Origin of the sequence: Pseudomonas sp. B707 (assembly GCF_022496685.1) — a bacterium.
In the GTDB taxonomy this organism is placed as follows: domain Bacteria; phylum Pseudomonadota; class Gammaproteobacteria; order Pseudomonadales; family Pseudomonadaceae; genus Aquipseudomonas; species Aquipseudomonas paraglycinae.
In genome coordinates this window covers 95844-108905 of the sequence record NZ_WTVE01000015.1, presented here as the reverse complement: position 1 = coordinate 108905, position 13062 = coordinate 95844, and the positions used below count along the sequence as shown (strand labels likewise).

The window sequence follows — 13062 nt, the reverse complement described above, 5'->3', positions numbered from 1 at the left end:
CTGTCGCGCGCCGCATCAGATGTAAACCGCGTTAAATAAGAAGAACAGTTAATAACAATAAAACGAGGATGTAGGGATGAAGAAGAACAACAACGCTCAGCGAATCGGCCAGTTGTCAGCAGTTGCGGCAATGATGCTGGCCGGTAGCGTCCACGCGGCTGACGCGTTCAGCTCCGATTCGGAGTGGATGACCGGGGACTGGGGTGGCGAACGTACCAAGCTGATCGAGCAGGGTATCGACATCAAGATGGACTACGTCGGTGAAGTGGGCGGCAACCTTCACGGCGGTTTCAACGACGACAAGACAGCGCGTTACGCCGACCAGTTCGGTCTGGGCGTGGCGCTGGATCTGCAAAAACTGTGGGGCTGGGACAACACCCAGGCCAAGATCCAGTTCACCAACCGTAACGGCTACAACATTTCCAACGATCGCGTTGGCGATCCGCGTGCCGGCACCCTGAGCTCCTCGCAGGAAGTCTACGGTCGTGGCCACATGGTGCGTCTGACCCAGTTGTGGATCAAACATCAGTTCTTCGACAACAAACTCGACATCAAGGCCGGTTACTTCGGCGAAGGCGAAGACTTCAACACCTTCCCGTGCGAGTTCCAGAACCTGGCGTTCTGCGGTTCGCAAGTGGGTAACTGGGCGACCAACATCTGGTACAACTGGCCGGTCAGCCAGGCGGCCATTCGCGTCAAATACAACATCAACGACGAGCTCTACGCGCAGATTGGTGCGTACAACCAGAACCCGTCGCAACTGGAGCACGGCAACGGCTTCAAGTTGAGCGGCAGCGGCACCAAAGGCACCGTGTTGCCAGTGGAGCTGGTCTGGTTGCCTAACCCGAACGGCCTGCCGGGCGAATACCGTGTCGGTTACTACAAGAGCACGGCCGATGCCGACGACGTTCGCGAAGACGTCAACGGTTTCGACGCGGCGACCACTGGTGACGCCTACCGCACCCACAGCAGCAAGCACGGTTACTGGTTCGTTGCACAGCAACAACTCACCAGCCACAACGGTGACAAGAGCCGTGGTCTGAACATCGCTGCCAACGCCACGTTCCATGACAAGGACACCAACTTCATCGACAACTACCAGTCCTTGATGTTTGTGTACAAAGGCCCGTTCGACGCACGTCCGAAAGATGACGTCGGTATCGGTGCGGCACGTATTCACGTCAACAATGACGTGAAGAAAAACGCCGAACTGCTCAACGTCGCCAACGGTGTTTCGGACTACGACAATCCGGTGTTCTCGCCGATTCGTGAAACCGAATACAACTACGAGATCAACTACGGCTTCCACGTGACCAACTGGCTGACCGTACGCCCGAACCTGCAATACATCACTCATCCGGGCGGTGTGGATGAAGTGGATAACGCTTTGGTCGCTGGCCTGAAAATTCAGTCTACGTTCTGACGCGTCTGCGATAAGCTCCTCTCTATGTGCGCATATTTGCGGACAGCCAAGGCTGTCCGCTTTTTTTTGGACAGGGGTGTCGCAGCCCATGAAAGTTGAATCTGGAACCGTGGCCCATGCATGAGCATCCGCTGCAACGCTTCTTCAAATCCTTGCGCGAACGTCCGGTGTTCGCCTGGGAGCGCTATCAGATGCGCGATGTGCTGGTGATCGATCATCCGCTGTGTCAGGCGGTGTTCAGTCGCCAGGGCGCGCAATTGCTGCATTTTCAGCCGCGCGGGCAAAAGCCGTGGTTATGGTGCGCGGCGAAATGGCCGCATGTCGGCGCGATTCGCGGCGGCGTGCCGGTATGCTGGCCGTGGTATGGCCGTCACCCGAGCGAAAACGCGTGGCCGTCCCATGGCTGGGCGCGACTGCTGGACTGGAAACTGCTCGACAGCAGCACCGGCGATGACGGCGTGCGCCTGCATTGGCAATTGCAGTTGTGCGACTGGCAGGTGGACCTGCACGCGCACCTCGGTGAACGCATGGAATTGCGCCTGAGCACCGAGCATCAGGACGACATGCCGTGCCAGTTGAGCCAGGCTTTGCACGCTTACTGGCGTATTGGCGATGTGAGTGAGATAGCGCTGTCTGGGCTCGAAGGGGCGCAGGGTTACGACCAGTTGAACCGTGAGGTTTGTCAGCAGGAAGGCGAGTTGCGGGTTGATGGCGGCTGTCAGCGGGTGTTTCAGCATGACGGCGAATTACAGCTCAAGGATCACGCCTGGCAGCGCGAGTTGTGCATCGATACGGGTGACAGCGCGGACACGGTGGTGTGGCACCCGGGGGCGCGGCCGTTGCTGGGTGTGAGCTGGGATGAGATCTCGGAATTTGTCTGTGTTGAAGCGGCGGCGGGCGGGACTGACAGCCTGCATCTGGCGCCGGGGGAGAAGGCGCATTTGAGTTTGCAGGCTTGGGCTGGGGCTTGAGTGTGTCAGTTCGACCGCTGCCCTCACCCTAACCCTCTCCCAGGGGGAGGACCGATTGGGGGATATTCAAGAGATTCACCGAATTGAACGAATGTCTTTGAATCCATAATCGACCCAATCTTTCAAGTCGATGTATAGCGCAAGACACTTCGGTCAGTCCCCTCTCCCTCCGGGAGAGGGTTAGGGTGAGGGGCTTTTGATCTTCAGTTGAACTCGTCACCCACCGGATACCGGCTCGCATTCAAACTCTCTTTGATCTTGCGCAAATGCGGCTGGAAATCCACCCCGCGACGCAGCGTCATCCCCGTCGCCAACACATCCAGCACGGTCAACTGAATGATCCGCGAAGTCATCGGCATGTAGATGTCAGTGTCTTCCGGCAGCGGAATATTCAGGCTCAGCGTACTGGCCTTGGCCAGTGGCGAATTCTCTGCCGTCAGGCCCAGCACCGAAGCGCCGTTCTCGCGGGCAATGCGCGCCACTTCCACCAGTTCGCGGGTGCGGCCGGTGTAGGAAATGATCACGAACAGCTCGCCAGTGTGCGCCACCGAAGCAATCATCCGTTGCATCAGCACATCGGCGTGGGCAGTCACCGCCAGGTTGAAGCGAAAGAACTTGTGCTGCGCATCCAGCGCCACCGGCGCCGAAGCGCCGAGGCCGAAGAAGTGGATCTGCCGGGCCTGGATCAACAGGTCGACGGCGCGGCTGATCAGGTTCGGGTCCAGCGCCTGGCAAGCGCTGTCCAACGACGCGATCGCACTGCCGAAAATCTTCTGCGTGTAGGCCTCGGGGTTGTCGTCAGCTTCTACTGCGCGGCTGACATATGCCGCGCCGCTGGCCAGGCTCTGGGCCAGTTGCAGCTTGAGTTCGGGGTAGCCGCTGACGCCGAACGAACGGCAGAAACGGTTGACCGTCGGTTCACTGACCGACGCCGCCTGGGCGAGGGCGGCGATGCTGAAGCGGGTGGCCTGCTGTGGGTTGAGCAGGATCACTTCGGCGACTTTGCGTTCGGCCTTGTTCAGCTCTTCAAGGCGACTCTGGATCTGTTCCAGTAAATTTCGCACGCGGTCCATAAAAATTCCTAGATTCACCGGCGCCGATAAGCGCGCGGCTATGCAAATTGGGCCTTTGATGTGGCCCGTGACGGTGGCCTATCCTACTGATGGCTCCGACCGACCACCACTCGGAATCTGTATTTTGCGAAAATGTTGTGGTTATTACTACATTTTCCCTTGAGTGATGCCTTGAAAAAAGGTATTTGTAGCTTAACTTGATAAAAGAACAAACATCATGCCTTCGATTACGGTTGAACCGTGCACCTTCGCCTTGTTCGGCGCCTTGGGCGATCTGGCCCTGCGCAAGCTGTTTCCTGCCCTTTATCACCTTGATGGCGCCGGCCTGCTGCACGAGGACACGCGCATTATCGCACTGGCCCGTGAGGCGGGCACCGAGCAGCAGCACCTGGCGTTCATCGCCGCCGAGTTGCGCCGTTACGTGGGCAAGGAACTGGACGAGGCCGTGGCCGAGCGCTTTCTGGCGCGTCTGACCTACCTGCACGTCGACTTCCTCAAGGCTGAAGATTATGTGGCGCTGGCCGAACTGGCCGGCAGCACGCAACGCATGATTGCCTACTTCGCCACCCCGGCGGCGGTGTACGGCGCGATCTGCGAGAACCTGGCGAACGTCGGTCTGGCGGAAAACACCCGCGTGGTGCTGGAAAAGCCGATCGGTTCCGACCTGGAATCCTCGCGCAAGGTCAACGACGCCGTGGCGCAGTTCTTCCCGGAGAACCGCACCTACCGCATCGACCACTACCTGGGCAAAGAAACCGTTCAGAACCTGATCGCCCTGCGTTTCGCCAACAGCCTGTTCGAAACCCAGTGGAACCAGAACTACATCTCCCACGTGGAAATCACCGTGGCCGAGAAGGTCGGCATCGAAGGCCGCTGGGGTTACTTCGACAAGGCCGGTCAGCTGCGGGACATGATCCAGAACCACCTGCTGCAACTGCTCTGCCTGATCGCCATGGACCCGCCGGCCGACCTGTCCGCCGACAGCATCCGTGATGAAAAAGTGAAAGTGCTCAAAGCCCTGGCGCCGATCAGTCCGGAAGGCCTGACCACGCAAGTGGTGCGCGGCCAGTACATCGCCGGGCACAGCGAAGGCAAGTCCGTGCCGGGCTACCTTGAAGAGCCGAATTCCAACGCCCAGAGCGATACCGAAACCTTCGTTGCCCTGCGTGCCGACATCCGCAACTGGCGCTGGGCCGGCGTGCCGTTCTACCTGCGTACCGGTAAGCGCATGCCGCAAAAACTGTCGCAGATCGTCATCCACTTCAAGGAACCGTCGCACTACATCTTCGCCCCCGAGCAGCGCCTGCAGATTAGCAACAAACTGATCATCCGCCTGCAACCGGACGAAGGCATTTCCTTGCGCGTGATGACCAAAGAGCAAGGCCTGGACAAGGGCATGCAACTGCGCAGCGGCCCGCTGCAACTGAATTTTTCCGACACCTGGCGCAGCGCTCGGATCCCCGATGCCTACGAGCGGTTGTTGCTGGAAGTGATGAACGGCAATCAGAACCTGTTTGTCCGTAAAGATGAAATCGAAGCCGCGTGGAAATGGTGTGACCAGCTGATCGCCGGGTGGAAAAAATCCGGTGACGCGCCCAAGCCGTATGCGGCCGGGTCGTGGGGGCCGATGAGCTCCATTGCATTGATCACGCGGGACGGGAGGTCGTGGTATGGCGATATCTGATGTGAAATTGCCCGAGGGCGTGAATGCCCGCGAATTCAAGAGCCCGGTGCTGCTCGCCGAAGGCCTGGCGCTGAATGTCGCCAAGCAATTGAGCGAAGCGCTGGCGGCACGTGGCAACGCCGTGTTGGTGGTGTCCGGCGGTCGTAGCCCGGTGGCGTTTTTCCAGCACCTGGCCAAGCAAGAACTGGACTGGTCGAAGGTCGTCGTGACCCTCGCCGACGAGCGCTGGGTGCCGGTCGAACACGCCGACAGCAACGCCGGTCTGCTCAAGCAGTATCTGCTCAAGGGCCCGGCGGCCAAGGCGCAGTTCCTCAGCCTTTACAGTGCGGCGGCCAACGTCGAGCAGGCTGCGGAGCAGGCCGATCGTTTGCTCGCCGAGTTGCCGCCCATCGACGTGCTGGTGTTGGGCATGGGCGATGACGGTCACACCGCGTCGCTGTTCCCGGACAGCCCGAACCTGGCCGAAGCCCTGCAAGCCAACGGCACCCGTCGCTGCTGGTCGATGCTCGCGCCAAGCGTGCCGCGTCAGCGCCTGACCATGAGCCGCGCACTGCTGGCCTCGGCCCGGCACAAGATTCTGTCGATTTCCGGTCAGTCGAAACTGACCACCCTGAATGCCGCACTGGCATCCAACGACGTCGCCGCCATGCCGGTTCGCGCGTTTCTGCAACCTACGTTAGAGATTTACTGGTGCCCATGAGCCAAGGAACAGCCGCTATGAAAACCCCATCCCCGACCGTTTCCATGGCGGACAAAGTTGCCCTGATCGACAGCCTCTGCGCCAAGGCGCGGATCCTGCCGGTGATTACCATCGCCCGTGAACAGGACGTGCTGCCGCTGGCCGACGCCCTGGCCGCCGGTGGTCTGACCGCGCTGGAAGTGACCCTGCGTTCGCAGTTCGGCCTCAAGGCGATCCAGATCCTGCGCGAACAGCGCCCGGAACTGGTGACCGGTGCCGGCACCGTGCTCGACCGCAATATGCTGGCCGCGGCCGAAGCCGCCGGTTCGCAGTTCATCGTCACCCCGGGCATCACCCGTGACCTGCTGGAAGCCAGCGTCGAGAGCCCGATCCCGCTGCTGCCGGGCATCAGCAATGCCTCCGGCATCATGGAAGGTTATGGCCTGGGTTATCGCCGCTTCAAGCTGTTCCCGGCGGAAGTCAGCGGCGGCGTGGCTGCAATCAAGGCACTCGGCGGCCCGTTCGGCGAAGTGAAATTCTGCCCGACCGGCGGCGTCGGCCCTGCCAACATCAAGAGCTACATGGCGCTGAAAAACGTCATGTGCGTGGGCGGTAGCTGGATGCTCGATCCTGAGTGGATCAAGAACGGCGACTGGGCCCGTATTCAGGAATGCACCGCTGAGGCTTTGGCGCTGCTGGACTGATCGCTTCACCCGACACTTCGTTGTGTGTTCTACGGCTTTACGGTGCGCTTGGTCGGTGCACCGTTTTTTTTTGCCCGTAAAAAACTTCGTTATCTTGAGATACATAGTTACCGCACCTGGCTGCGCGCGTGGCGTTAACCTGCGTTCATCTTAAGGAAGAGAGAACGCGTCATGGATAACCAGCCTTCAGCTCCATCGGTTTATCAACTGGCCCCCGAGCAAGTCGCCGGGCCGTATTTCCGCAATCCCAAATTGCTGCGCCGCAACATCAGTGAAGGCGCCGAAGGCCTGCCGCTGTTGCTGCGCCTGACCATCGTCGATGCCATGACCGCCGAGCCGGTCAGCGGTGCGCTGGTGGATATCTGGCACTGCAACGCACGCGGCGCGTATTCCGGCTGGAGTCGGGTGAACCCGGATCTGGAAGTCGACGTCGAGGACATTGGCGCGATCCCGCGAACGGACGACGACACCTATCTGCGCGGCGGCCAGTTCAGCGACCACAAGGGCAGGGTGCGCTTCACCACGATCTATCCGGGTTTCTATGCCGGGCGAGCGCTGCACATTCACGTGGCGGTACGCATCGTTGCCGGCAATGAGTACCTCGAGGAGCGCAACGTGGCCTGGGTCGGGCAGCTTTATTTTCCGGAGATGGTGTCCCGTGGCGTGCTCAATGCCAAGGCCTATCGCGGGCGCAGCTCGCTGCCGGTGTGCAACACCGACGATGCCTATTACGCCAACATGGGCGGTGAAGAGTCGACCCTGACGGTGTGGCCGATCAGCCGCGATTCGCACGAGGACGGTTACTTCGGCCACCTCACGATCGGCATCGACACCTTTGCGGTGTCGTCGCAGATCAAGCCCGAGGACTTCGACAAGTACACGGTTTAACGCAGTTCGTTCAGCGCCTGAATCAGCGACTGAATCTCCGCCGCCGTGGTGGTCAGCGACGGCGTGACACGGATGCACGGCCCGCAGGCTGCGCCGTTGCGCACCACGGTGAACAGGTTGTAGTCGTTGAGCAGGCGTTCGACCATCGCCTGCTGGTCGGCATGACGGGTAAAGCGCAGAGAGGTGATGCCGCAGTACAGGCGCGGATCGTCCGGGGTCGTGACTTCGATGCCCGGCAGATTGCGCACGGCGCTCACCCACAGGTTGCGCAGGTAATTCACCCGCGCGCCTTTGGCGGCCGCGCCACCCAGTGCGCGGTGTTCCTCGAGCACCAGTGGCAAGGTCATCAGCGCCGGAATGTTCGGCGTGCTGTAAGGCGTGCGCGAACGGATGTCGCCAGCCGAAAAATGCATCTCGCCCATGTCCGGATCGATGTCGGCCAGGCGCTGTGGAGCGATGTAGATAAAGCCGAGGGTCAGCGGCGAGCCGATCCACTTGTGCAGGTTGTACCCGGCGAAGGCGATGCCGAGCGCTTCCAGGTCGAACTCGATCTGACCAAGGGCATGGGCACCATCGAGGATGATATCGACGCCGTATTCCTTGGCCAGCGCGGCAATGGCCTGCACCGGCATCACGAGCCCGGTGCGGTGGGTGACGTGGGTCAGCGCCATCAGCTTGAGCTTCGGATAGCGGATGAAGGCTTCGCGGTAAGTCGCCAGCAGGCTGTCGAAGGTGGCGGGGTGGGCGTGCTCGATCTCGATCACCTCGACCCCGCGATGCTTTGCCAGCCAGCGCATGGCGCCCTTGACCGTGTCGTACTCCAGATCGCAGATCAGCACCTGGTCGCCAAACTGCAGACGGTTGTAGTTGCGGATCAGCGATTGCAGGCCGGCAGTGGCGTTGTGGGTGAACGCCACGCTTTGCGCGCGGACGCCGATCAGCTCTGCCAGTTGCGCGCGGATGTCGAGGCTGTCGTGCTGTTCGAAACGCTGGCGCACGTAGATCGAGTTGCTGTTGTTGATCAGCTCGATGTTGCGCTGGTACTCCTCGACCACCGTGCGCGACATGCGCCCGAAGTAGCCATTCTCCAGATTCACCGGGCCGGGGTGGCGGTCGTAACGGTCGGCGAAGGTTTGCCAGAAGGCTTCGTCTCGGGCGCGGCGGGTGTTATCGGGCATGGTCGACTCGACTCGGATCAGGGTGACGCCTTAGTGGCGTGGGGCAGGTTTGCCGTGTTTGGCGCGCAGCGGTTCGAGCAGTTCCGACAGGCCGTTGTGATCGATTTCCTGCATCAATGCCAACAGCCCGCCCAGTTCGCCATGGGGAAATCCTTCCCGGGCAAACCAGTTCAGGTAGGGGCCCGGCAGGTCGGCAATGATCCGGCCCTTGTATTTGCCGAAGGGCATTTCGCGGGTGATCAGCAGTTCGAGCTTTTCAGGGTTCATCGTTGGAATCGTCTGGCTTTGAAAACACTTCGGAAAATACAGGCATTCTGCATGCAGGCCAAATGACAGATCATGCAAATAACAGGCATGCAGATTTTCGTTTTATTTATAAGTTATTGAAAATTAACGATTAATTTCTTTTCGAAAAGCTGGCATGACCACTGCAATACTCCTTGCATCTTTCACCCACGCAAGGAATTGAAAAAATGACTGACATGAATAAAGAAGCCATCTCCGTCCTCAACGACCTGATCGAAACCAGCAAGGACGGTCAGGAAGGGTTCAAGACCTGCGCTGAAGACATCAAGCACCCAGAGCTGAAAACCCTGTTCGTGAAACGCTCCGCCGATTGCGCAACGGCTGCGGCCGAGCTGCAAGCCGCGGTGCGTTCGATGGGTGGCGATCCGGAAACCTCGACCAGTGTCAGCGGTGATTTGCACCGTCGCTGGGTCGACGTCAAAGCGATGTTCACCGGCAAGGACGAAGAAGCGGTGCTCAACGAAGCCGAGCGCGGTGAAGATCACGCCCTGAAGGCTTATCGTGAAGCGATCGAGAAGATCAACAAGCACAACCTGGTCGGCATTCGTGATCTGGTCGAACGCCAGTACCACGGTGTGCAACGCAATCACGATCAGGTGAAGGCGCTGCGTAACCAGGCTCGCGCACGCTCGTAAGCGTTCGAAGCCCACAAAAAACGCCAGCTGGTCTGGCGTTTTTTTGTGTCCGGATTTAACCGAGGACGATCAGCCGATGCTGATGGCCGGCAACGTCGGCAGGGTAACAGTCTGCTGCTTGCGCGGCGCCAGAATTTCGGCCTCGCCATCTACTACCAGCTCATCGCGCTGGTTGAATACGCGAGTGGCGATGCGCACGCGGAACTTCGGCAGTTTCTCGAGGATTTCCAGGCGTACGGTCAGGGTGTCGCCGATCTTCACCGGCTTCTGGAAGCTCATCTGCTGGCCGATATAAATGGTGCCCGGTCCTGGCAGCTCGCAAGCCACTGCCGCACTGATCAGCGCGCCGCTGAACATGCCGTGGGCGATGCGTTCCTTGAACATGCTGGCGGCGGCGAACTCGGCGTCCAGGTGCACCGGGTTGTGGTCGCCGGACATCGCGGCGAACAGCTGAATGTCGCGTTCCTCGACAGTCTTGCTGTAGCTCGCGGTCTGGCCCACTTCGAGGGCTTCGTAAGGGATATTGGTAACCTGGGTCATGGGTCTGAATTCCTGTGACGGATGAAATGAATCCACAAAAAATTATTCGCTGCGGTGCGGCCGGCGATGGCTCAGGGCCTGGTCGATCCAGACCAGCACATCGGCGGTCACTTCGTCGCGGTTGCTCTCGTTGAACAATTCGTGCCGCGCCTGCGGGTAGATCTTGAGTTGCAGGTTCTGGCTGCCGGCCGCGCGCAAGGCGTTGGCCAGATCAGTCAGACGCTTGCCTTCGCTCACCGGATCACATTCGCCGCCGATCACCAGCAGCGGCAGGCCCGGATCGATCTGGGCGAGATTGGACGCTTTGCTGATTTGCTGCAACCCGCCGAGCAAGTCGATCCACAGTTGATTTGTGCAGCGAAAGCCACACAGCGGGTCGGTGGCGTACTTGTCGACCTCGGCCGGGTCGCGACTCAGCCAGTCAAACGCGGTGCGCGCCGGTTTGAATTTATTGTTGAACGAGCCGAACGACAGCCATTCGATCAGCGCGCTGCGACCCTTGGCGCCCTGGCGCAGCTTTTCAAACCGGGCGATCTGCCGGGCCGCGCGATACAGCGCGACCGGCTGGAAATTCGAGCCGCTGAGAATCGCGCCATGCAGGCTGGCGCTGTGATGCAGTAGATAAGCCTGAGCGATGTAACTGCCCATGCTGTGCCCGAGCAGCACGATCGGCACCCCCGGATGGCGCTGGCCGAGGAACTGGTTGAGGCTCGCGAGATCACCGACCACCTTGCACCAGCCATCGTCATCGGCGAAATGCCCCAGCGTCCCATGATCGGCGGTTTTGCCATGGCCGCGCTGGTCGGGCGCGTACACGCCGTAGCCTTCAGCACAGAATGCTTCTGCCAGCCTTGCATAGCGGGCACTGTGTTCCGCCATGCCGTGAGCCAGCAGGATCACCGCCTTCAGCGGCGCGTTCGGCAGCCACAGGTTGACGAAGAGGCGGCTGCGGTCACTCGCGTCCAGCCAGAAGGTGTCGTGGATCATGGCGATTCCTTTTGCGGCCTGTTTTTGCTCAAGCGTCTTGCAGAGGTTGCATTGTATAGCGCGTCCGATCAGCTCACGCCACGGCAGGAAGATTCACACGATCAATGACGACCTTGCCCATATTTGCCTGATTGACCATAGCTGCTAGTGTCCGTGAAGCCCCGCTTTTTGCTCTCGACTTTTTCAGGGACAGAAAGAAATGACAGCGAAGCGGCCCCGGATCGGCTCAGGTAAAGAGGACAAGAACAATGCAACCTGATTTCTGGAATGACAAACGCCCGGCGGGCGTACCCCTGGACATCGACGCGGGTGAGTTCAAGTCGGTGATCGAGGTGTTCGAGCGTTCCTGCAAGAAATTCGCTGATCGCCCGGCGTTCAGCAACATGGGCGTGACCCTGACCTATGCCGAGCTGGAGCGCCAGAGCGCCGCGTTCGCCGGTTATCTGCAAGCCCACACCGACCTGGCGCCGGGGGATCGCATTGCGGTGCAGATGCCCAACGTCCTGCATTATCCGATTGCCGTGTTCGGGGCCTTGCGTGCCGGGCTGATCGTCGTCAACACCAACCCGCTGTACACCGCGCGGGAGATGCGTCACCAGTTCAAGGACTCCGGCGCCCGGGCGCTGGTGTACCTGAACATGTTCGGTCAGAAGGTTCAGGAAGTGCTGCCGGACACCGACATTCAGTACCTGATCGAAGCGAAGATGGGCGACCTGATGCCCACCGCCAAGGGCTGGCTGGTCAACACCGTGGTCAGCAAAGTGAAGAAAATGGTCCCGGCGTATTCGCTGCCCCAGGCGATTTCCTTCAAGAGCGCGTTGCGCATGGGCCGGGGCCTGGGCATCAAGCCGTTGAAGGTCGGCCTGGATGACATCGCCGTTCTGCAATACACCGGCGGCACCACCGGCCTGGCCAAGGGCGCGATGCTCACCCACGGCAATCTGGTGGCGAACATGCAGCAGGTGCGTGCCTGTCTCGGTCAGTTCGGCAGCGACGGCCAGCCGTTGTTGCGCGAAGGGCAGGAGGTGATGATCGCGCCGTTGCCGCTGTACCACATCTATGCGTTCACCGCGAATTGCATGTGCATGATGGTGTCGGGCAATCACAACGTACTGATCACCAACCCGCGTGACATCGGCGGCTTCATCAAGGAGCTGAAGAACTGGAAGTTCTCGGCGCTGCTGGGGCTGAACACGCTGTTTGTCGCGCTGATGGATCATCCGGACTTCAAGACACTGGACTTCTCCACCCTCAAGCTCACCAACTCCGGCGGCACCGCGCTGGTCAAGGCCACCGCCGAGCGCTGGGAGCAGATCACCGGTTGCCGGATCACCGAAGGCTACGGTCTGACAGAAACCTCGCCGGTGGCCTGCACCAACCCGTACGGCGAGCTGTCGCGGATCGGCACGGTCGGCCTGCCGGTGCCGGGCACCCGATTGAAAGTCATCAATGACGACGGCGTCGAGCAGCCTTTGGGCGAGCGCGGCGAGCTGTGCATCAAGGGCCCGCAGATCATGAAGGGTTATTGGCAGAAACCCGAAGCCACCGCCGAAGTGCTGGATGCCGAGGGCTGGTTCAAGTCCGGCGACATCGCGGTAATCGACCCGGACGGTTTCGTGCGCATCGTCGACCGCAAGAAGGACATGATCATCGTCTCGGGTTTCAACGTGTACCCGAACGAAATCGAAGACGTGGTGATGGCTCACCCGAAAGTCGCCAACTGCGCAGTGATCGGCGTGCCGGATGAGCGTTCCGGTGAGGCGGTGAAGCTGTTTGTGGTGGCGCGGGAAACCGGGGTGAGCCTGGAAGAGCTGAAGGCCTACTGCAAAGAGAATTTCACGGCGTACAAGGTGCCGAAACACATCGTGCTGCGTGAGTCGTTGCCGATGACGCCTGTCGGGAAAATCCTGCGGAGGGAGTTGCGCGATATCGCCTGATCGGTGATGCGTACCCGTTGAGTACGAAAGATCGCAGTCTCTGGCGGCTACCTCAAG

The 13062-nt window shown here is 60.3% G+C and carries 13 protein-coding genes; 8 read left to right on the top strand and 5 right to left on the bottom strand.

Translation table 11 applies throughout. The features are described from left to right. The first annotated feature begins 76 nt into the window (after positions 1 to 76). Positions 77 to 1423: a carbohydrate porin gene (locus GQX66_RS06095; protein ID WP_085745182.1), complete on the top strand. Its 1347-nt coding sequence runs from the start codon at positions 77 to 79 to the stop codon at positions 1421 to 1423. 116 nt (positions 1424 to 1539) lie between these two features. Then, the gene (locus GQX66_RS06090) at positions 1540 to 2394 is read left to right on the top strand and encodes a D-hexose-6-phosphate mutarotase (RefSeq protein ID WP_102717276.1); all 855 of its coding nucleotides are present in this window, start codon (positions 1540 to 1542) and stop codon (positions 2392 to 2394) included. Positions 2395 to 2597: 203 nt separating this feature from the next. Here the strand turns inward: GQX66_RS06090 and GQX66_RS06085 are convergent, their stop codons facing one another. Then, a complete protein-coding gene (locus tag GQX66_RS06085) occupies positions 2598 to 3458 on the bottom strand; it encodes a MurR/RpiR family transcriptional regulator (RefSeq protein WP_169842436.1) in 861 nt (286 codons plus the stop codon). A 226-nt stretch (positions 3459 to 3684) separates the two neighbouring features. Here GQX66_RS06085 and zwf point away from each other — a divergent pair, with 226 nt between their 5' ends. The 4 genes from zwf to GQX66_RS06065 all read left to right on the top strand — a co-directional run bounded on the left by zwf (position 3685) and on the right by GQX66_RS06065 (position 7422). After that, positions 3685 to 5151, top strand: a complete 1467-nt coding sequence (zwf, locus tag GQX66_RS06080) for a glucose-6-phosphate dehydrogenase (RefSeq protein ID WP_011335604.1) — start codon at positions 3685 to 3687, stop codon at positions 5149 to 5151. Continuing rightward, a complete protein-coding gene (gene pgl, locus GQX66_RS06075; protein WP_240867513.1) occupies positions 5138 to 5851 on the top strand; it encodes a 6-phosphogluconolactonase in 714 nt (237 codons plus the stop codon). The genes zwf and pgl overlap by 14 nt, the downstream gene beginning before the upstream one ends. A 17-nt stretch (positions 5852 to 5868) precedes the next feature. Next, a complete protein-coding gene (locus GQX66_RS06070; protein ID WP_064383724.1) occupies positions 5869 to 6534 on the top strand; it encodes a bifunctional 4-hydroxy-2-oxoglutarate aldolase/2-dehydro-3-deoxy-phosphogluconate aldolase in 666 nt (221 codons plus the stop codon). A gap of 171 nt (positions 6535 to 6705) precedes the next feature. Further along, the gene (locus GQX66_RS06065) at positions 6706 to 7422 is read left to right on the top strand and encodes an intradiol ring-cleavage dioxygenase (RefSeq protein WP_085745180.1); all 717 of its coding nucleotides are present in this window, start codon (positions 6706 to 6708) and stop codon (positions 7420 to 7422) included. Here the strand turns inward: GQX66_RS06065 and GQX66_RS06060 are convergent. Together GQX66_RS06060 and GQX66_RS06055 are read right to left on the bottom strand one after the other, a co-directional pair. Next, positions 7419 to 8600 (bottom strand): aminotransferase class V-fold PLP-dependent enzyme, encoded by a 1182-nt coding sequence (locus GQX66_RS06060; RefSeq protein WP_102687271.1) that lies wholly within the window; start codon positions 8598 to 8600, stop codon positions 7419 to 7421. The genes GQX66_RS06065 and GQX66_RS06060 overlap by 4 nt on opposite strands. Before the next feature lie 30 nt (positions 8601 to 8630). Beyond that, positions 8631 to 8867 (bottom strand): DUF3820 family protein, encoded by a 237-nt coding sequence (locus GQX66_RS06055; protein ID WP_003213031.1) that lies wholly within the window; start codon positions 8865 to 8867, stop codon positions 8631 to 8633. 206 nt (positions 8868 to 9073) lie between these two features. Between GQX66_RS06055 and GQX66_RS06050 the strand changes: the two genes are divergently transcribed. After that, the gene (locus tag GQX66_RS06050; RefSeq protein ID WP_007951153.1) at positions 9074 to 9541 is read left to right on the top strand and encodes a PA2169 family four-helix-bundle protein; all 468 of its coding nucleotides are present in this window, start codon (positions 9074 to 9076) and stop codon (positions 9539 to 9541) included. A gap of 69 nt (positions 9542 to 9610) precedes the next feature. On the opposite strand, the gene GQX66_RS06045 is transcribed toward GQX66_RS06050, so the two are convergent. Together GQX66_RS06045 and GQX66_RS06040 are read right to left on the bottom strand one after the other, a co-directional pair. Further along, the gene (locus GQX66_RS06045; protein ID WP_003227420.1) at positions 9611 to 10081 is read right to left on the bottom strand and encodes a MaoC family dehydratase; all 471 of its coding nucleotides are present in this window, start codon (positions 10079 to 10081) and stop codon (positions 9611 to 9613) included. Positions 10082 to 10123: 42 nt separating this feature from the next. After that, complete coding sequence (locus GQX66_RS06040; RefSeq protein ID WP_102717279.1) at positions 10124 to 11068, bottom strand: alpha/beta hydrolase; 945 nt, start codon at positions 11066 to 11068, stop codon at positions 10124 to 10126. Between the two features lie 248 nt (positions 11069 to 11316). On the opposite strand from GQX66_RS06040, the gene fadD2 reads away from it, so the two are divergent. Then, complete coding sequence (gene fadD2 / locus GQX66_RS06035; protein WP_085745177.1) at positions 11317 to 13005, top strand: long-chain-fatty-acid--CoA ligase FadD2; 1689 nt, start codon at positions 11317 to 11319, stop codon at positions 13003 to 13005. The last annotated feature ends 57 nt before the right edge of the window (positions 13006 to 13062 follow it).